Below are 19,073 nucleotides of genomic sequence, written 5' to 3'. Positions count from 1 at the left end.
CTTAACTGTAAATTGTGCGCGACGATCTGCTGTAATCGACCCGCTAGCGAGCGGAAAACGCCTCAGGCGCATATTGTCTGTACATGGCAGATTTGTTTGACGGATACACATCAAGCGCCTCCAAACGCACCGGACCAGCGGCGTGGGATGAGATGTTCTCTGCTGACAGCGAGATACGTCGCCCTTATCGGGAGATCCACGACGCACTCGCTCAGATGACTCAAGAAGAGTTGCGTGGGCGCACTGAAGCGCTGGCAGATAGCTACCTCGCTCAGGGCGTTACCTTCGACTTCGCGGGTGAAGAGAGACCCTTTCCTCTAGACCCCGTACCTCGAGTAATCGACCTCTCCGAATGGAAGCAGGTTGAAGAGGGAGTCTCGCAGCGAGTGCGTGCGCTCGAAGCATTCTTGGCCGATATTTATGGCCCACAGAATGCCATCAAAGATGGCGTGATTCCGGCACGGATGATTACCTCATCCAGCCACTTTCATCGTCAAGCTGCCGGCATCGATCCGGCGAACGGTGTGCGGATTCAGGTCAGTGGCATCGACCTGATTCGCGATGAGGTGGGCGCCTGGCGAGTGCTTGAAGACAACGTGCGCGTGCCCAGCGGTGTCAGCTATGTGATCTCGAACCGTCGAGTGATGGCTCAGACCCTTCCAGAACTGTTCGTCTCCATGCGGGTTCGCCCCGTCGGCGACTACCCGCACAAACTGTTGCAGGCACTGCGGGCGAGCGCGCCGAGCGGCATTGAGGAGCCCACGGTTGTTGTGCTCACTCCCGGTGTGTACAACTCCGCCTACTTCGAGCACACGCTGCTCGCTCGTCTCATGGGTGTCGAACTGGTCGAAGGTCGTGACCTCTTCTGTTCTGGTGGTCGCGTCTGGATGCGCACCACAGCAGGCCCTACCCGCGTCGACGTGATCTACCGCCGTGTTGACGACGAGTTCCTCGACCCGCTGCAGTTCCGTGCCGACTCCATGCTCGGCAGCCCAGGCATGATGCTCGCTGCACGCCTCGGCAACGTGACGATCGCCAATGCGGTCGGAAACGGTGTCGCTGACGACAAGCTCGTCTACACCTACCTTCCCGACCTCACCGAGTACTACCTCGGCGAAAAGCCGATCATCCCCAACGTAGACACGTGGCGACTTGAAGATCCGGGAGCCCTCGAAGAGGTTCTCGATCGACTCGATGAGCTGGTCGTGAAACCGGTTGACGGATCAGGCGGTAAGGGACTCGTTATTGGCCCGGCGGCATCCAAAGATGAGTTGGCAACGCTGAAGACTCAGCTACGCAAAGACCCTCGAGGATGGATCGCGCAGCCGGTCGTGCAGCTCTCGACCATTCCCACGGTTGTTGAAGACGGCATGCGCCCGCGTCACGCCGACCTTCGCCCCTTCGCTGTCAACGACGGCAATGATGTGTGGGTACTGCCAGGCGGTCTCACCCGTGTGGCGTTGCCCGAGGGACAACTTGTCGTCAATAGCTCGCAGGGTGGCGGCTCGAAAGACACGTGGGTTGTTGGTCGCGAGAAGCTCGAGGGCGCAGCGAGCAGCGTGCAGGGTCTCGTCGAAGGTCAGGCGGATACCGAAGCGATCACTGTCATTACGCCCGAGATGCTCTTGGAAGCGGGCGCCCATGACGATCACGCAGAGGATCACGACAGCAGTCGTGGACTCACCCAGAGAAAACGTCAAGAAGAGCAGCAACAGCAGAGTGTCGACACCGAGGGAGGTCAATCATGCTGAGCCGCATCGCAGAATCGCTGTTCTGGATCGGGCGTTACATTGAACGTGCCGACGGAACGGCCCGCATCCTCGACGTACACCTCCAGCTGCTGCTCGAAGACCCATGGATCGAAGAGGATGACGCCTGCCGCGCACTCTTGAGTGTGATGGGAAGCGAAGCTCCGACGGATGCCGTGCTCACCCGCGGTGACGTGCTTTCGATCCTGGCCGTCGATCGGTCTGAGCCGGCGTCGATCGCCTACTCGCTCGGTGCCGCCCGTGAAAATGCTCGTCGGGCACGCGAGATCGTCTCGACCGAACTGTGGGAGTGCCTCAACACGACACGAGCCCGGATGCCGCGTCGCATTTCCGAAGACAAAGTCGCCGACTTCTTCTCCTGGGTTCGCGAGCGCAGCGCTCTTGCCGTTGGCATCATCGAGTCGGCTACGAGCCGCGATGAAGCGTGGCAATTCTTTACGCTCGGCCGCAGCCTTGAGCGCGCAGACATGACCGCGCGCCTCTTGGCTACGCGCAGTCTCACCGAAGCGAGTGGCCCATCGTGGACCACGATTCTTCGCTCCTGTGGCGCCTACGAGCCTTACCTGCGCACGTACCGTGGGGTGCCGAGCGCGAGCAACGCGGCAGAGTTCTTGCTGCTTGATCGCCTGTTCCCGCGCAGCATCCTGTTCTCGGTCTCGCGGGCAGAGGATTGCATGCGCGAGCTTGAACCTCGCCGTATGAACCGGGTGGGTGTTGCCGATGACGCGCAACGACTGCTCGGCAAGATTCGCAGTGAGCTCGAGTATCGGCCGATTACCGAAATTTTGGATGACCTGCCCCACCATATGGATCGTGTGCAGGCAGCGACGAGTGCGGCTTCGGAGGCAGTGCGTCAGCGCTACTTCCCGACGAATGCCGCTCCCGAGTGGGTAGGAGAGATCTCATGAAACGTCTCAGGATCGTTCACTCCACTGGTTTCAGCTACGGCGGCGAGGTTACGGCGTCGTATAACGAGGCTCGGATGCTGCCTGCCAGCGTCGAGGGTCAACTCGTCTTGTTCTCGAACTTGGAGATCTTGCCGCTGTCGAGTCAGAGCAACTATGTCGACTATTGGGGTTCGCGGGTTGCCTCCTTTGAGGTGCTCACGGGCCACAAAGAGTTGTCGCTCACGGCGACGAGCCTCGTTGAGGTGCATGAGCGCGAGCACGAATCTGAGGGCATGAGCTGGGATGAGCTTTCGGCTACGGCAGAGCTGTCGATGGACGCTGTCGAGAATCTCAGTCAGACGCATCGTACCGAACCCCCGGCTGAGGTTGTGGCGCTCGCAAAGGACATCGCATCTAAGTCGGATGATGCGTGCGAGAGTGCGCTCCAGATTTCGATGGCCATCGGTAACGCCATCCAGTACATGAGTGGCGTTACTGGCGTGCACTCGACTGCTGCCGAAGCGTGGGCTGGTGGCAAGGGTGTCTGTCAGGACATCGCGCATCTCGCGCTGGGCGCTCTGCGTTCGGCTGGCATCCCGGCACGATACGTTTCGGGATATTTGCACCCGAAGCCGGATGCCGCGATTGGCGAAACCGTTGTGGGAGAGTCCCACGCGTGGATCGAATGGTTCTGCAACGGGCAGTGGCGTGGCTACGACCCGACGAACCTGATCGATATTGGTGACCGGCACGTTCTGGTTGGTCGCGGTCGCGACTACAATGACGTTCCGCCGCTGCGTGGTGTCTACGCTGGCCCGTTCGGTTCGAAGCTGTTCGTGAGTGTGGAGATTACGCGCGAAGCTTAGCTAATGCGCCGGGTAGTGGTCTCGACGATCGCGATCTCTTGGGTCGCGAGCTCGCGAGCCTCATCGGGAGTGGGCTCGGGCGGGAAGCGCAACCGCAAGCGGAAGCGCCTTTCGGGCACGCGGCCGACGCGCATCCCGCGACTGTAGACGAGCCAGGCGACGGCGGCAGCGGCAGCGAGCAGCCCCGAGAGGGCGCCGATGCCGAGAGCCCAGCGTGCACCGAGTTCGTTGGCTGCCCAGCCGACTATCGGCGCGCCGATGGGGGTGCCGCCGGCGAAGATCGCAAGATAGAGCGCCATGACTCGACCGCGCATGATCGGGGTCGTTGAGGTCTGCACGTAGGCGTTCGCGGTGGTCATCATGGTGAGAGAGAAGACGCCGACGATCGTGAGCGCTGCCCCGAAGGTCCAGTAGCTGGGGGCGAGCGCGGCGAGCAAGCAGGCGAACCCGAAGAAGGCGGAGCCGATGATCACGACTCCGAGGCGAGCGCGCTCGCGCCGAGCGGCCATGAGCGAGCCGACGATCGCGCCGACCGCCATCATCGACGAGAGCAGCCCGAATTCGGCTGCGCCCTTGCCGAACTCTGCCGTGGCCATGGTGGAGATGAAGACGGGGAAGTTGAACCCGAAGGTTCCCACCAGAAACACCATGACGAGCACGATGAGAATGTCTGGCCTGTTGCGAACGTAGCGCAGCCCATCCCGAATTTGGCCTTTCGCTCGCCCCAGTTTGGCCACGGGGTACAGCTGCGAGCGGCGAATAAACCAGAGCGATGCCAGCACGCCAGCAAAGGATGCCGCATTGACGAGGAACACGGGGCCAGACCCGATGACCGCGACGAGCACACCGGCGATCGCCGGGCCGATAAGCCGTGCACTCTGGAATGACATCGAGTTGAGTGCAACCGCATTGGGCAGGTCTTTGTCGCTGACAAGCTCGGAGACGAATGCCTGGCGCGCTGGCGCATCGATCGCAGTGGCAATGCCCAGCAGGAGCGCGAAAACGTAGACGTGCCACAGCTGCGCGTGGCCGGAGATCACAAGCAGACCGAGGCCGAGTGCGAGCACGAACTGGCTGAACTGGGTCCACAACAGCACGATTCGGCGATCAAAACGGTCGGCGATGATTCCGGCGACAGGCATGAGCAGCAGCAGCGGGCCGAACTGCAACGCCATCGTGAATCCGAGAGCGGCAGCATCGTGGTCGGTCAGTTCGGTGAGTACGATCCAGTCTTGGGCGGTGCGCTGCATCCACGCCCCTGTATTGGAGACGATCGCACCGATTGTCCAGAGTCGGTAGTTGAAGATGCGCAGCGAGCGAAACATTGCGCTCACGAATCGGCCAGCTTCATTAGCACGGGGATGGCCGCTTGGAGGGCATGCTGTTCACCAGGATCAAGGGTTGCGAGTTCGGCCGCGAACCAAGCGGCACGGCGCTCGCGGGTCTTTGCGACGAGATCGGTACCGGCGGCGGTGACAGTGATGGCTACTTTTCTCCCATCCTCGGGAGAGCTCGAACGCAGGATGAGCCCCTCGTCAACAAGGCAGTTCACCGTGCGGTTCATCGAGGGAGGTGTGACGTGTTCGTGCTCGGCGAGGGCCGCCAGGGTGCTGGCGCCGTGACGGGTGAGCACGTAGAGCACAGAGAGCTGGCTGTCACTCAGCGTGTCGTCATGGCGTTGCTGCCGGATGCGACGAGCGATTCGCATGAGTGCGATTCTGAGTTCGTCATCTAGTCTGTCGGGCATTTTAGTTAGTCTAGCAAATTAGTTTTGCTAACTAAATACCCGGTTCTGCTGACGCCCGATTCGGCGCACAGGCCCACCCCCGCCGTATTATGGAACAAGCAAGGAGGCCCACTAATGCCCACGTTCACGGTGCCACGAACTGACCACTCCTATACGGATGCCCACGGGGTGACGATTCACTACTACGTGTGGAAATCACCCCACGCCCACGCAGCGCTCCAGCTGACTCACGGCCTCGGCGATCACGCCCTCCGCTATGAGCTTGTTGCTCAGGCGCTCGCCACTGCCGGCTACACGGTTTATGCCGACGACCACCGCGGCCACGGTGCAACAGGTCTTGAGCAGAACGATGGAGATGCCAGCAAACTCGGCAAGCTCGGCAAGGGCGGCTTGCGGGCCGCAACCGAGAACATCCGCGAACTCACGAAGATCATTCGCGCCGAGAACCCCGACCTGCCCCTTGCCCTGCTTGGCCACTCGTGGGGCTCACTCATGGTGCAAGACGTGCTCAACAACCACGCCGACGAGTATGACGTCGCGATCCTCACCGGCACCGCGCATCGCACCTTCGCCCACATGAACAGCGGCAATCTGAACGCCCAACATAAAGACCTCGGCACCACTGGCTACGAATGGTTGAGCCGCGATCCCCAGATCGCCGAAGACTTTGTCAACGATCCGCTGACCTTCTACGCGGATGCTCTCAAACTGTTCGGCCCCATTGACAGCATGCGTCTGCTCGGCCGTCCAACGAAACACATCAAGCGCGACATTCCGCTGCTGATCATGATCGGTGAAGAGGACTCGCTCGGCGGAGAGACGAGCATTGAATGGCTCGCGGCCGACTATGCCACGCGCTCCAGGCTCACCGACATGGAAGCAATCGTTTACCCCGGTGCGCGTCACGAGATCTTCAACGAGACCAACAAAGACGAAGTGGTCACTGACCTTATCGCGTGGCTTGATGTGCGTCTCAAGGCTGCACCGCACAAATAATGGCGTCAATTTTCACCGAGATTCTGAACGGTCGCTCGCCCGGGCGCTTCGTGTGGGCGGATGCTCGTGTCTTTGCCATTCTCACGATCGAGCCCCGCAAGCCGGGTCACGTGCTCGTGATTCCGCGCGTTGAGGTTGATCGGTGGAGCGAGCTCGACGAAGAGCTCGCGATGCACATTTTTCGAGTTGGCCGGCTTATTGGGCTTGCCCAGCGCGAGGAATGGGACGCCGATCGTGTCGGCCTGATGTTTGAGGGCTACCGGGTGCCACACGCACACTTGCACGTATGGCCGTCGTGGAATGTGTATGAGTACAGCCACACGGGCATTACCCGATTCCCGGGAACCGAGGCTCTCGATGAGTCGTTCATACGGTTGCGGCGCCGGATGATCGACCATGGGCATGGCGAGTTTGTTCCTCCGCTCGACTGGTCGATACCGTCGGCGGATGCCGCACATTAGGCTTGATTCAGCACAACTAGACAGGGGTGAGTGATGCACGGCGAATTTAAAGTGCCCGGCGGAAAACTCGTAGTGGTCGATCTCGATGTCGTTGACGACACCATCACCGATTTCCGGCTCGCTGGCGACTTCTTTCTCGAGCCCGATGAGGCACTTGGTGCCATCGACAGCGCCATCAATGGCCTCCCCGCCAACTCTGACGCGAAGACCGTCACGAGCGCGATTCAGCGGGCTCTTCCCGAGGGCACAGTGATGCTCGGCTTCTCTGCAGAATCTGTGGCCACGGCGATCCGTCGTGCCCTGCAGCGTGCCACGAGTTGGAAAGACTATGACTGGCAGATTGTGACTGGCCCGCCGTTGCAGCCTCGAGTGCAGATGGCGATGGATCAGGTGCTCGCCGAAGAGGTGGCGTCTGGTCGCCGCAAACCAACTTTGCGCATTTGGGAGTGGGATAAGCCTGCCGTCGTGATTGGCAGCTTCCAGTCAGTGCGCAACGAGGTCGACCTCGAGAACGCCACAAAGTACGGCTTCGAAGTGGTGCGTCGTATTTCGGGAGGTGGCGCCATGTTTATGGAAGCCGGTTCTGTTATCACCTATTCGATTTATGCCCCCGTCGAGCTCGTGCACGGCATGAGCTTTGCTGACTCCTATGCCTTCCTCGATGAGTGGGTCATCATTGCTCTCAAGTCCCTCGGCATCGACGCCAGCTACCAGCCGCTCAACGACATCACGAGCCCGACCGGCAAAATCGGTGGCGCCGCCCAGAAGCGTCTCGGCGCTGGCTCGGTGCTGCACCACGTCACCATGAGCTACGACATCGATGGCGAAAAGATGGTGCAGGTGCTGCGCATTGGTCGCGAGAAAATGAGCGACAAGGGCACCAAGTCGGCAGCGAAGCGCGTAGACCCATTGCGTAGCCAGACCGGTATGGAACGCTCGGAAATTTTGGATCGTATGGTCGCGACTTTCCGCGGGCTCTACGGCCTTACCGAGAGCGAAATCACTAGCGAGGAACTTGCTCTTGCCGAAGCACTTGTTGCCGAGAAGTTCGGCACCGAAGAATGGCTGCAGCGCGTTCCGTGAACCCCACCCTTCGCGGCCTGACCCTCACGCTCACCCTTGCCGCGCTCCTTGTGGGCGGCATCGTGGCGTCGGCGGTGCTCGGGCAATTGCCAGTGAGCCCGACTGAAGTTGGCGGGTCACTACTGCGAGCCCTCGGTGTCCAGAATGATTGGGCTCCCACCGATTCGATCGTGGAATCCACGCTCTGGGTGGTGCGCTTTCCCCGCATTGCGATGGCCTTGGTGGTTGGCGCCGCACTCGCCGTCGCTGGCGCCGTGATGCAAGCAATTTTTGGCAACCCGCTGGCTGAACCTGGTGTCGTTGGTGTGTCATCCGGTGCCGCTTTGGGCGCAGCAATTGCCATTGTTGTCGGCGTCGCCGCGTTGGGGGATGGGGCGATCGCCCTCTTCGCTTTCGTTGGCGGCCTGCTGGCAACACTGCTCGTCTATTTTGTGTCGCGCGCTAATGGCCGCACCGAAGTCGTGACCCTCCTGCTGACGGGTATCGCAGTCAACGCATTCGCCGGTGCTGGCCTCGCCTTCTTGCTGTTCGTCGCCGACTCGGGCAGCCGTGAGCAGATCGTGTTCTGGCAACTCGGTTCGCTCAACGGGTCGCGGTGGGGCGAAGTGCTTATCGTCGCCCTCGTGACCGCAATCGGTCTCGCCGCCGCCGTTGTGCTCGCGCGCCCCTTTGACCTGCTGGCGCTGGGGGAGCGCAACGCCCGTCACCTCGGTGTCAATGTTGAGCGGCTGCGCATCGTCTCGATTGTGATCGTCGCGCTACTCACCGGAGTCGCGGTCGCCTTTGTCGGCATCATCGCCTTCGTCGGTCTCGTTGTTCCGCACGCCATCCGAATGGCCATAGGGCCAGCCCATCGCCAGCTCATCGTCGCAAGTGCGGTCGGAGGCGGTGTGCTGCTCGTACTCTCTGACCTGCTTGCTCGTTCTGTTGTCGCGGGGGGCGACCTTCCGATCGGCCTGCTCACCTCACTCGTCGGTGGTCCATTCTTCTTCTACCTCCTGTTCCGCCAACGCAAACTCAGCGGAGGTTGGGCATGATCAGTGCACGCAATGTAGGTGTTCGTATTGATTCCCGCGCCATCCTCGACGGTGTGAGCCTCGACGTGCAGCGCGGCGAAGTGCTCGCGCTCGTCGGGCCAAACGGCGCCGGAAAGTCGACCCTGCTCTCGGTCTTGAGCGGCGACCGCAAACCAGACAGTGGCACTGTGACCCTTGATGGTCGGGATGTTGGTGGCATCCGCCATGCCGAACTTGCCCGCCTGCGTGCGGTGCTGACCCAAGAGAACAGCGTCAGCTTTCCGTTCCGGGTCTCTGAGGTCGTCGCGATGGGCCGCAGCCCGTGGGCGCGTTCGATCGAGAGTCGCGATGATGTGGCCGTCGTGAATGCTGCGCTCGAGGCGACGGATGTTGCCCACCTAGGTGCGCGTCGCTACACAACACTGTCTGGCGGTGAAAAGGCGCGAGTCTCGCTCGCGCGCGTGCTTGCCCAGCACACCCCTGTTGTCTTTCTTGATGAGCCCACCGCTGCCCTCGATCTGCGACACCAAGAAGATGTGATGCGGGTCGCGAAAGCCATGGCGGCAGACGGCCGAGCTGTCGTAGTGGTGCTCCACGATCTGAGTCTGGCGGGGGCATACTCCGACCGTCTTGCACTCATTGCGCACGGCAAGCTCGACGCAATCGGAACACCGAGCGAAGTGCTCACGGCCGAGCGCGTAGAACGCGTGTATGGGCTACCAGTTGACCTGCACGACGTCGCCGGGCATCCGGTCGTCGTTCCTCGTCGCTGAGGCGGCAGTTGCACACGCGCCACCTTCCGCAATTGAACTAGCGGTCGAGCAGGTCGCCGTACTCGGGGTTGTCGGTAATGAAGCGGTCGATGAATTCGCACTTGGCAACAACACGGTCATCGGTTTCTGCCCGCACCAGGTTGAGGGCACCGCGGGCGAGTTCATCGCCAAGACCCTGACCGCGAAAATTGGGGTCGATTTCGGTGTGCACAAACACGATCGCGTCGTCGCGGAGCTGGTAGTCGGCAATGCCTGCCTGAACGCCATCAACAAGCAACTCATAGCGGTGCATTGTGGGGTCGTGGATAACTTCGCTTGCCATAGTCCAAGCCTACTCTCGACATAGCCGGGTGATCGTTTACTAGAACTGCGTCGAGTCATAGGAATATTATCGATGTGTGTCTGGTCGACTCCTTCCTGCTTTTGACGGATCGAACCGCCGAGGGGTAATCATCACTTTCGCGATCGTGGTCGTTGTAGTGCTGGCCGCAGCGGTGACCTTTGTCGCGCTCACCCCGGCGTCCGATCCGGTCGCGACGCCGAGCTCCACTCCGAGCGCAACGGCTACACCAAAACCAGCACCGACTCCCACCCCAACGCCGACTCCCACCCCAACGTTCGATAGGGCGAAGTTTTCGAAAGACGATGCGAGCAGCCTTTGGGTCGTCGCCAACAAACGGCGCCCGATTAGCCCGACGAGTTACGAACCAAACCTTGTCTTCGTCAACGTGCCTTACGTTTACGAGCCCTACTTGACTCCGGATGCTGCTGCCGCTGTGGTCGAAATGTTTGCGGCGTTCACCGCCGAAACGGGTCTACAGATGCAGTCGCAGAGTTCCTATCGCAGCTACTGGTCTCAGGAGAGGGTGTATGCGGGATGGGTTTCGAGTCTCGGGCAGCAGGCGGCAGACCTCACGAGTGCGCGCCCCGGCCATAGCGAACACCAGACCGGGCTGTCGATCGATGTTAGCGCGCGGCCAGCGAACTGCACTCTCGAACAGTGCTTCGGAGATACCCCGCAGGGTCAGTGGTTGGCTGCCAATGGCTGGAAGTATGGCTTCACGGTGCGCTACCCGCTCGGCAAGACTGACATCACGGGGTACAACTACGAGCCGTGGCACATGCGGTTTGTGGGCAGGGAACTTGCTACCGAATTGCAGCGCACCGGCATCCAAACTCTTGAAGAGTTCTTTGGGCTGCCTGCCGCACCGACCTACGGATAGCCGCTGGCACCCTAAACTCGTGTCATGACTTCGACGCCCAGCCCCGACTCAGTGAGCTACAGCTACTTGGGGCCCGCCGGAACCTTTACGGAGGCTGCGCTGAAGCAGGTTCCGGATGCGGCTGGGGCGCACTGGAAGAGCGTCAACAATGTGGGCGAAGCCCTCGATGATGTGACGAGTGGTCGCAGCATTGCTGCGATGATCGCGATCGAGAACTCGATTGAGGGCGGGGTGAGTGCGACGCAGGATGCACTGACCACCGTTCCGAACCTTCGTATCATTGGCGAGTACCTTGTTCCCGTGAACTTCGTTCTCGTCACCCGGCCGGGCATGGCGCTCGCCGACGTGAAAGTCGTGAACGCGCATCCGGTGGCCTACGCCCAGACGCGACGCTGGCTCGACGCCAACCTGCCGAGCCACGGCCACGTACCGGCCAGCTCCAACGTTGCCGCGGCGGCAACTCTCCTCGATACCGAACTGGCGGATGCCGCGGTGGCCCCACCCGGCATCACCGAGCACTACGACCTCGATGTTCTGGCGTCCGAGATCGGCAACAACCAGAACGCGGTTACCCGCTTCGTTCTCGTGAGCTCAGAAACGACGCTGCCCGAGCCGACCGGCGCAGACAAGACCAGCATCATCGTGGAACTGCCCGATGATGCTCCTGGTCGGCTGCTGGAGATGCTCGAACAGTTCGCCACTCGTGGAGTCAATATGAGTCTGATCGAGTCGCGACCGATTGGTGATTCACTCGGTCGCTATCGCTTCGTCATCGACCTTGAGGGTCACATCCTCGACGAACGTGTCGCCGATGCGCTGCTGGGGCTCAAGCGTTTCAGCCCCAACGTGATCTTCTTGGGCAGCTACCCGCGCGCTGACAAGCTCGCGACAACCGTTACCCCTCGCTACGGCAACGATGTGTTTGTTGAGGCGCGCGACTGGTTGCGGGCGATCACCACAAACGAGCCTTCGGCTATCTAGATCGAGCCCTCAGCTACCTCGTACGAGGCTTCGGCACCCGCACAATAAGCGCAAGCGGGTCGACCCAGGCGTGCACTGATTTGGCCAGCCCGAACTCGTCACCGTCGAGCTGGAACTCTTCGGGGCTCTCAACGATCATGTTGAGATCGCTGCCGGTCGCGTAGCGCACGTCACGAACGTCTTTCGAGAGGTCGATGATGCGGCGACCGATCACGCTCTTGCGCAGCACACCGTTCTCCCACGCGATCTTGTTCCAGATGTTCAACCAGCCCAAACGGCCGCGCGGCACCAGTGCTGCCATGTCGAGGATGCCGTCGTCGGGTTTCGCTTCCGGCATCAGCAGCAAACCGCCGGGCAGAGATCCGCAGTTGCCGATGATCACGGTGTGGGCGCTCAGGGAGCGGTTGGGTCCGCCATCCACACTGAAGTGAAGTTGAACCGGCCGCAGTTCGGGAATGGAGCGCGCAATGCCGTCGACGTAGGCAAGCCAGCCCACAGCCTTCTTCAGTTTTGTGCTCGTGTTCTTGATCATCTTCGCATCGAGCCCAAGACCAGCCATCACCAAGAAGGCGTGCTCTTCGTGATCGTCATTGTCACGAACAATCTCAACCATGCCGAGGTCAAGCTTGCGATCGAAGCCATTGAACGCAATGTCGACGCTGTCGCGGATGTTTCCGGTCGGCAAATCTAGGTTGCGCGCGAGCAGGTTGCCGGTGCCCACCGGAACGACGGCCATCGCAACTCCGCTGCCACGCAGAGCTTCTGCCACAGCTCGCACTGTGCCATCGCCGCCTGCTGCGATCACAACCTGCGCGCCGCGGCGGATCGCACTGCCAGTGGCAGCCTGCCCCGCATCCTCTCTAGTAGTGGAAAACCAGACGGGCGTTGCCCAGTCCGCAGCTTTAGCGGCAGCGGATACGGTCTTCTTCAGCTTCGCGAGATCGACCTTCATGGGGTTGTAAACAACCGCAGCTTTGCGCTTCGCAGTTCGGAGGATGGGCACAGATAAACGCTACGCCATGAATCGGTAGGCTGTAGGGGTGATTGACCCCCAAATTCTCCGAGAAAACTCCGACGCTGTGCGGCAATCGCAACTCGCCCGCGGCGCATCCGTTCAGTTGGTCGACGACGCTATTGCGGCCGACCAGAAGCGCCGCACCAGCATTGGTGAATTCGAGACACTCCGGGCTGAGCAAAACAGTTTCGGCAAGAAGGTCGCTCAAGCGCCTTCAGAGGAGAAGAAGACTCTTGTCGCGGAGGCACAGAAGCTGTCTGCGCGTGTGAAGGCCGCCCAGTTAGTGTCGACCGAAGCTGAGGCAGAGTTCACACGCATCGTTGGCTCGCTCGGCAACATCACGCTCGACGGTGTTCCCGTCGGCGGCGAAGATGACTGGGAGCTTGTGCGCGAAGTTGGCACGCCCGCATCATTCGAATTTGAACCACGCGACCACGCCGACCTCGGCGAGATCCTGGGAGCCATCGACATCCCGCGCGGAGTGAAGGTATCGGGCAGCCGCTTCTACTTCCTCAAGGGTGTTGGCGCGCGTCTCGAACTGGGTCTCATGAACATGGCCCTCGACCGTGCGATTGCCGGAGACTACATCCCCCTCATCACTCCCACCCTTGTGCGGCCAGAGATCATGGCCGGCACCGGATTCCTCGGTGAACACTCCGACGAGGTCTACTACCTTCCTGCCGACGACCTCTACCTCACCGGCACCAGTGAAGTGGCGCTCGCCGGGTACCATTCCGACGAGATTCTTGACCTGTCGAAGGCCCCACTGCGCTACGCAGGGTGGTCGACCTGTTACCGCCGCGAAGCGGGTTCTGCTGGCAAAGACAACCGCGGCATCCTGCGCGTGCACCAGTTCAATAAGCTCGAAATGTTCAGCTATGTGCTGCCCGAGAACGCTCAAGAGGAGCACGAACGTCTTCTCGCCTTCCAAGAGTCGATGCTTCAGGCGTGCGAGCTCAGCTACCGCGTGATCGATGTTGCCGGTGGCGACCTCGGCTCGAGCGCTGCCCGCAAGTACGACATTGAGGCGTGGGTTCCGACCCAGGGCGCCTACCGCGAACTGACCTCAACCTCGAACTGCACGACCTATCAGGCGCGCAGGCTCGACATCCGCTACCGCACCGAGTCGGGCAAGACGGCACCTGTCGCCACCCTCAACGGAACCCTTGCAACCACCCGCTGGTTGGTCGCGATTCTCGAAACACACCAACAGCCCGACGGGTCAGTCGTAGTGCCACAAGCGCTGCGCCCCTACCTTGGCGGACTCGAAATATTGGAGCCAACCGCGTGACCAACGCAGCTCACGATGACCGCTGGATGATCGCACTCGACATTGACGGCACGGTGTTGCTTGAGTCGGGCGAAATGAACGACGCCGTGATTGCGGCCGTCGCTAAGGTTCGGGATGCCGGCCACGAAGTCATGTTGGCCACCGGTCGTTCGGTTGCCATGACTCTGCCGATCTTGCAAAAGTTGAGCCTCAAGCCCGACTACGTAGTGTGCTCAAATGGCGCCATCACCCTGAAGCGTGACCCGATGGGCGAGGGCGGCTACGCTCGCGAGTTTGTTGAAATGTTCAACCCGGGCGAGGTCTTGAGGAGCATCAAGGAGCACCTCGGTTCGGCGAACTATGCGGTCGAAGATGCGACCGGCAAGTTCTTCGTCTACGGCGAGTTTCCTGACGGAGCACTTGGGGCGGTTAGCGAGAACGTTGCTTTTGAAAAACTCGTGAAGATCCAGGCCACTCGTGTTGTGGTCATTTCACCGCAACACCAGGTAGACGACTTTCTCGCAGTCGTCGAAAAGATGGGCCTCCACAAGGTCAGCTACAACGTGGGCTGGACGGCCTGGCTCGACATCGCGCCCGATGGCGTCAACAAGTCGACAGCGCTCGAAAATGTTCGCTCACGACTCGGCATCCCGCGCACGCGCGTTTTTGCGATGGGTGACGGCCGCAATGACATCGACATGCTCGAATGGGCTGCCGTGCACGGTCAGGGCGTTGCGATGGGGCAGGCTCCGGATGACGTGATCGCTGTCGCCAGTCAGGTCACCGAAAGCGACGTCAACGATGGTGCCGCGTTGGCGCTCACGATGTTCTTGGATGCGCGCTCGGGGTAGCCCGAGGTTGGCGTGTTCAATCCCAGTTATTGAATTCCGGTTCGGTCCAGGTCTGCGAGAAATTCGGGCTGCTTCTTGCCGACGCAAGACGCTAGCCGAGCGTTGCGCGGAAATCGCGTGCCGCGCCCATTAGTTCTTCAACTCGTGTTCGGTCTGCCCGATTCTCGAAGACACCATCCTGTTTGAAATAGGTGCCGACGATTGCGCCGTCTGCGATAGTGAGCTGCTCTCCGACATTGTGGGCACGTACTCCTGTGTTGACGAATACCGGAACACTGCCCGCCGCATTCTTCACCGTGGTCAATGCTTGGACGTCAGTCGCTGCGCCAGCGGTCAACCCTGAAACACAGATTGCATCTGGGAGCGTAGCGAAGACCGTCGTTTCGGTTATAGATTTTAGGTCACGGTCTGCAAGGTATTTTGCAGATTCAGGCACGATGTTGAAGAAGAGTTTGACGTCCTTGCCGCCCACCCGGGCGCGATGGCGTGCGACTTCGCCGATGTTGGTGTTCCACAGCCCAAAGTCACTTGCGTAGACGCCAGTGAAGATTTCGCGCACGTACTGGGCGCCGGTCGCGACGGCTAGATCGATAGATGCGCGACCATCCCACAACACGTTTACGCCATAAGGAACCGAAATCTCGTTGAGTAGCTCCCCGACTACCCGCGCCATCGTGATAGCGGTGATTGGCTCGGTAGCTGTCAGGTAGGGAAGGCTGAACTCGTTCGAAATCATGATTCCGTCAACGCCACCCTCCTGGAGTGCGCCGAGCTCAGACTTAGCTCGCTCGACTACTGCACGCACCCCTGCAGCGGAGTCGAACCCGGGATCACCGGGTAGCGCGGAGAGGTGGAGCATCGCAATCACGGGTTTGTTTACTTTGAATACCGAGTCGAGCCAGTTGGCCATCAGGATGCCTTTCGCGGAGAGAGATTTTGGACGCCTCATAGACAGAGGCATAGTGCTGTTATATATTCACATACATTACTCATTTGTGACCAGAATTTACAGAACTGCAACATTGGATCTGTGAATATGCCACAAATCTCTGATTGGATTGAGCAATGGCAGCGAAGAAGCGTAGGGAGATCATCGAGGAGCGCGTACTCGCGCGTGGCGAGATTGACTTCGCGACGCTCTCCAAAGAGTTCGGCGTATCTGAAATGACTATTCGGCGCGACATCGATGCGTTAGAAGCATCTGGGATTGTCCGCCGCATAGTGGGGGGCGCCATAGCGGCTGGCGGGAAGTCGTCTGAGCCGCCCTTCGCAGCGAGAGTCGCGGAGGCTGCAGAAAGCAAGATGCACATTGCGGAAGCGGCCGTATCGCTACTTCAGCCGCACGAGACTGTGATTCTCGACAGTGGCAGCACGGTGCTCGCTGTCGCTCGTGCGATCAAAGGCAAGGGACTGGGCCTAACTATCGTCACGCCCAGCGTGCTCGCTGCTCTTGAGCTTGCAGATGAACCAGAGACGACTGTTCTGCTGACCGGCGGCCTGCTGCGGCCCGGGGAACTTAGCTTAATCGGGATAGACGCCGAAGAGACTTTCAGCCAGTACAACTGTGATGTCTACGTGATGGGCGTTGCGGGCGTCGATGCAACGCGTGGAATTTCCGAGTACCACAGGGAAGAGGGAAGCGTAAAGAAGGCGGCTGTTCGATCCGCTGATCGGGTGATCGTTGTCGTTGACGAGCTGAAACTCGGGCGAGTACGACTCATGAATATCGCGCCATTGGACGCTATCGATGCACTTGTAACTGATGGAGACTTTGACAATCCGACATTGGTTGGCGCGAGGAGCCTCGGAGTAACGGTGTTGTGCGTGTCGAATTCAGATACTGCGAAGTCAGGTTCCCAATGAGCACATACACAATTGGCATTGATATCGGTACAACCGGCACCAAGGCTGTTCTGTTCGATGTTGAACAAGGCATCATTGCCCAAGCATCTCGAGACGCGACTCTGTTCTCGGAACATGCAGGGTACGCCGAAGCAGATACACGACAGTGGTATACGAACGTCGTGGAGTCGATTCAAGAAATATTGTCGACCCGCGCTATTTCACCCGAGAAAGTAGTCGCAATATCTACGTCGGGTATGGTGCCAGCGGTCGTCGCGTTGGACGCCAACGGCGTCCCCCTGCGCAGGGCAATTCTTCAAAACGATGCCCGCGCCAGCTCGGAAATCGAACGAATCGGAGACGATCTCGTCGGCATCGACCTTGTGACGCTCACCGGTTCCGCTCTCACTCAACAGTCAGTTGCGCCAACGCTCGAATGGCTTCGCCAACACGAGCCGCGCTTGTGGGAAAAGACGGCAAGTGTGGTGGGCTCATACGATTGGCTGCTCATTGCTCTAGGCGCGGCACCCCATCTCGAAAAGAACTGGGCACTTGAGTCTGGCTTATTCACAATTGCAGGCGAACCAGTGGATCGTATCCTTGCCGCGGCTGGGGCAGACGGGACTTTGCTCGCTCCAATTTTGCAATCGGGGGAGCGCGCGGGATCGCTTAGCGAACGCGCTGCCAAGGAGACAGGGTTGCGCCAGGGGACCGCGCTAATTGTTGGAGGAGCAGATCATGTGCTCTCCGCGTTCGCTGCTGGGGTCGAAAAACAAGGCGACTGGTTGGTCAAGCTGGGCGGAGCAGGTGACATTCTTGTGGCCAGCGATGTTCCGATTGTCGACCCGAGGCTATATCTCGACGCTCACCCAGTGCCGGGGCGTTGGCTGCCCAACGGCTGTATGGCGACCAGCGGAAGCCTGATTCGCTGGTACCAATCGCTCGTCGGGGGTGAGAGTCTGCTGGCCCTAGACGCGGAAGCGGAAGGTAGGCGGCCGGCTGACGTTCTTTGCCTCCCATACTTCCTAGGTGAGAAGAGCCCAGTGCATGATCCGGATCTCCGTGGCACGTTTGCCGGACTACATCTGGGACATAACCGCGCCGATATGTACCGCGCTGTCTTAGAAGCAATCGCATTCGGATTTCGACACCACGTTGAAGTGTTCGAAAGTGCAGGCCTATCGCTTGGGCGCGCGTCGATCACTAATGGTGGCAGCAAATCCACGCTGTGGAAGCAGATCCATGCAGAAGTGCTCGGTGTTGAGATGTTTCCCATAATGAACCACCCGGGAGCTTCGTTAGGCGCGGCGCTGATTGCGGCTGTCGGGGCGAAGGCGCTTGATGACTGGAGCAGCACCGCGCGATTCATCAAGAGTGGCCCGGTTGTAGTCCCCGATCCTGCACGCGTGAAGACATATGACGAGGCTTACGCAGAATGGCGTGAACTCGGACGTGCCGTCGCACCCATTTCACACTCAATCGCAAGGAGAACCAGAATATGAATAAGACAGTAGTGGTCACTGGTGCGGGATCAGGAATCGGCCGCACTATCGCCCAGGTCCTCGCGCAGCGTGGGTGGTTGGTCGTCGTCTCTGACATCAATCTAGCTGCCGCGGCAGAAACAGTGGCGACTCTCTCTGACGAGCACAATCGACCTCACGAATCTGCAGAGTTGGACGTGACTGATCCAGTGGCAGCAGCGAAGGTCGCGGACGGCGTCGCGGATCGCCTTGGGCTTAGCGCGTGGGTCAGCAACGCGGGAATCTCATTCATGCAGAAGTTCCTAGAGATTCCGCTCGATCAATATGAGAAGACACTCGCTATCAACCTGAAGGGCGTCTTCGTCTGCGGGCAAGCGGCCGCGCGTGCGATGGCACGGACTGGTATCGCGGGCTCGATAGTGAACACCGCGTCAATGGCGGGAAAGCAAGGAAAAGTGCCATTTCTTGCGGACTATGTTGCGTCAAAGTTTGGAGTCGTCGGCCTTACGCAGGCGATGGCCTTCGAGCTAGCCGAGCATGGCATCCGAGTGAACTCGGTGTGCCCGGGCTACGTCGCAACGCCGATGCAGGCACGCGAGCTTGCGTGGGAGGCGGAACTTCGAGGAACCACACCGGGTGACGTGCGCCAAATGTGGGTCGAAGACACACCGCTCGCGCGCTTAGAGGAACCGGAGGACGTCGCACGAGTCGTGGCATTCCTCCTTAGCGAGGATGCGAGCTTCATGACAGGTGAAGCGCTCGCGATTAACGGTGGTGCCTACATGGACTAATACCTGCACGGCCTTACTTGC

General features: G+C 60.2%; 20 protein-coding genes. 15 read left to right on the top strand and 5 right to left on the bottom strand.

Going from position 1 to position 19,073, the window contains the following annotated elements; all coding sequences use genetic code 11:
* Positions 1-83: 83 nt before the first annotated feature.
* The 3 genes from ABD112_RS08015 to ABD112_RS08005 are packed head-to-tail and all read left to right on the top strand — an operon-like array spanning position 84 to position 3,522.
* Positions 84-1,751 carry a circularly permuted type 2 ATP-grasp protein gene (locus ABD112_RS08015; RefSeq protein ID WP_343924800.1) on the top strand — a complete coding sequence of 556 codons (1,668 nt, stop codon included), beginning with the start codon at positions 84-86 and terminating at the stop codon, positions 1,749-1,751.
* On the top strand, positions 1,745-2,677 hold the full coding sequence (locus ABD112_RS08010; RefSeq protein ID WP_343924798.1) for an alpha-E domain-containing protein: 933 nt from the start codon (positions 1,745-1,747) through the stop codon (positions 2,675-2,677). Before ABD112_RS08015 ends, ABD112_RS08010 begins: the two co-directional genes overlap by 7 nt.
* On the top strand, positions 2,674-3,522 hold the full coding sequence (locus ABD112_RS08005) for a transglutaminase family protein (protein WP_343924796.1): 849 nt from the start codon (positions 2,674-2,676) through the stop codon (positions 3,520-3,522). The genes ABD112_RS08010 and ABD112_RS08005 overlap by 4 nt, the downstream gene beginning before the upstream one ends.
* Here ABD112_RS08005 and ABD112_RS08000 read toward each other — a convergent pair.
* Both ABD112_RS08000 and ABD112_RS07995 read right to left on the bottom strand, forming a co-directional pair.
* Positions 3,519-4,856, bottom strand: coding sequence for an MFS transporter (locus tag ABD112_RS08000; RefSeq protein WP_343924794.1), 1,338 nt, complete (start codon positions 4,854-4,856; stop codon positions 3,519-3,521). The two genes, ABD112_RS08005 and ABD112_RS08000, sit on opposite strands and share 4 nt — an antisense overlap.
* Complete coding sequence (locus ABD112_RS07995) at positions 4,853-5,269, bottom strand: MarR family winged helix-turn-helix transcriptional regulator (RefSeq protein ID WP_343924791.1); 417 nt, start codon at positions 5,267-5,269, stop codon at positions 4,853-4,855. Before ABD112_RS07995 ends, ABD112_RS08000 begins: the two co-directional genes overlap by 4 nt.
* A gap of 114 nt (positions 5,270-5,383) precedes the next feature.
* Here ABD112_RS07995 and ABD112_RS07990 point away from each other — a divergent pair, with 114 nt between their 5' ends.
* From ABD112_RS07990 to ABD112_RS07970, 5 genes are read left to right on the top strand one after another with little or no spacing between them, the layout of a single operon-like run.
* The gene (locus tag ABD112_RS07990) at positions 5,384-6,265 is read left to right on the top strand and encodes an alpha/beta hydrolase (protein WP_343924789.1); all 882 of its coding nucleotides are present in this window, start codon (positions 5,384-5,386) and stop codon (positions 6,263-6,265) included.
* Entirely contained in the window at positions 6,265-6,726 is a 462-nt protein-coding gene (locus ABD112_RS07985) for an HIT family protein (protein WP_343924787.1), read from the top strand. The genes ABD112_RS07990 and ABD112_RS07985 overlap by 1 nt, the downstream gene beginning before the upstream one ends.
* Positions 6,727-6,759: 33 nt before the next feature.
* The gene (gene lplAB / locus ABD112_RS07980; RefSeq protein ID WP_343924785.1) at positions 6,760-7,809 is read left to right on the top strand and encodes a lipoate-protein ligase LplAB; all 1,050 of its coding nucleotides are present in this window, start codon (positions 6,760-6,762) and stop codon (positions 7,807-7,809) included.
* The gene (locus ABD112_RS07975; RefSeq protein WP_343924783.1) at positions 7,788-8,846 is read left to right on the top strand and encodes a FecCD family ABC transporter permease; all 1,059 of its coding nucleotides are present in this window, start codon (positions 7,788-7,790) and stop codon (positions 8,844-8,846) included. The genes lplAB and ABD112_RS07975 overlap by 22 nt, the downstream gene beginning before the upstream one ends.
* Positions 8,843-9,598: a heme ABC transporter ATP-binding protein gene (locus tag ABD112_RS07970; RefSeq protein WP_343924781.1), complete on the top strand. Its 756-nt coding sequence runs from the start codon at positions 8,843-8,845 to the stop codon at positions 9,596-9,598. Before ABD112_RS07975 ends, ABD112_RS07970 begins: the two co-directional genes overlap by 4 nt.
* 37 nt (positions 9,599-9,635) lie before the next feature.
* On the opposite strand, the gene ABD112_RS07965 is transcribed toward ABD112_RS07970, so the two are convergent.
* Positions 9,636-9,920 carry a GNAT family N-acetyltransferase gene (locus ABD112_RS07965; protein WP_343924779.1) on the bottom strand — a complete coding sequence of 95 codons (285 nt, stop codon included), beginning with the start codon at positions 9,918-9,920 and terminating at the stop codon, positions 9,636-9,638.
* Positions 9,921-9,996: 76 nt separating this feature from the next.
* On the opposite strand from ABD112_RS07965, the gene ABD112_RS07960 reads away from it, so the two are divergent.
* Positions 9,997-10,821 (top strand): M15 family metallopeptidase, encoded by an 825-nt coding sequence (locus tag ABD112_RS07960; protein WP_343924777.1) that lies wholly within the window; start codon positions 9,997-9,999, stop codon positions 10,819-10,821.
* A gap of 24 nt (positions 10,822-10,845) precedes the next feature.
* On the top strand, positions 10,846-11,802 hold the full coding sequence (gene pheA, locus ABD112_RS07955) for a prephenate dehydratase (RefSeq protein ID WP_343924775.1): 957 nt from the start codon (positions 10,846-10,848) through the stop codon (positions 11,800-11,802).
* Positions 11,803-11,815: 13 nt separating this feature from the next.
* Here pheA and ABD112_RS07950 read toward each other — a convergent pair whose 3' ends face one another.
* Complete coding sequence (locus ABD112_RS07950) at positions 11,816-12,805, bottom strand: diacylglycerol/lipid kinase family protein (RefSeq protein ID WP_343924773.1); 990 nt, start codon at positions 12,803-12,805, stop codon at positions 11,816-11,818.
* A 37-nt stretch (positions 12,806-12,842) separates the two neighbouring features.
* On the opposite strand from ABD112_RS07950, the gene serS reads away from it, so the two are divergent.
* Together serS and ABD112_RS07940 are read left to right on the top strand one after the other, a co-directional pair.
* Positions 12,843-14,108 carry a serine--tRNA ligase gene (gene serS / locus ABD112_RS07945; RefSeq protein WP_343924771.1) on the top strand — a complete coding sequence of 422 codons (1,266 nt, stop codon included), beginning with the start codon at positions 12,843-12,845 and terminating at the stop codon, positions 14,106-14,108.
* Positions 14,105-14,938 carry an HAD-IIB family hydrolase gene (locus ABD112_RS07940; RefSeq protein ID WP_343924769.1) on the top strand — a complete coding sequence of 278 codons (834 nt, stop codon included), beginning with the start codon at positions 14,105-14,107 and terminating at the stop codon, positions 14,936-14,938. Before serS ends, ABD112_RS07940 begins: the two co-directional genes overlap by 4 nt.
* 91 nt (positions 14,939-15,029) lie before the next feature.
* On the opposite strand, the gene ABD112_RS07935 is transcribed toward ABD112_RS07940, so the two are convergent.
* Positions 15,030-15,887, bottom strand: coding sequence for a BtpA/SgcQ family protein (locus tag ABD112_RS07935; RefSeq protein ID WP_343924767.1), 858 nt, complete (start codon positions 15,885-15,887; stop codon positions 15,030-15,032).
* Between the two features lie 116 nt (positions 15,888-16,003).
* Between ABD112_RS07935 and ABD112_RS07930 the strand changes: the two genes are divergently transcribed.
* Genes ABD112_RS07930 through ABD112_RS07920 form a run of 3 tightly spaced genes read left to right on the top strand, consistent with a single transcriptional unit; the run spans position 16,004 to position 19,052 of the window.
* Positions 16,004-16,801: a DeoR/GlpR family DNA-binding transcription regulator gene (locus ABD112_RS07930; RefSeq protein ID WP_343924765.1), complete on the top strand. Its 798-nt coding sequence runs from the start codon at positions 16,004-16,006 to the stop codon at positions 16,799-16,801.
* A complete protein-coding gene (locus tag ABD112_RS07925; protein ID WP_343924763.1) occupies positions 16,798-18,282 on the top strand; it encodes an FGGY-family carbohydrate kinase in 1,485 nt (494 codons plus the stop codon). The genes ABD112_RS07930 and ABD112_RS07925 overlap by 4 nt, the downstream gene beginning before the upstream one ends.
* Positions 18,279-19,052, top strand: a complete 774-nt coding sequence (locus ABD112_RS07920; RefSeq protein ID WP_343924761.1) for an SDR family NAD(P)-dependent oxidoreductase — start codon at positions 18,279-18,281, stop codon at positions 19,050-19,052. The genes ABD112_RS07925 and ABD112_RS07920 overlap by 4 nt, the downstream gene beginning before the upstream one ends.
* Positions 19,053-19,073: the final 21 nt, after the last annotated feature.

Source organism: Rhodoglobus aureus, assembly GCF_039527955.1.
GTDB lineage: Bacteria > Actinomycetota > Actinomycetes > Actinomycetales > Microbacteriaceae > Rhodoglobus > Rhodoglobus aureus.
This window is presented reverse-complemented; position numbering and strand designations above follow the sequence as displayed.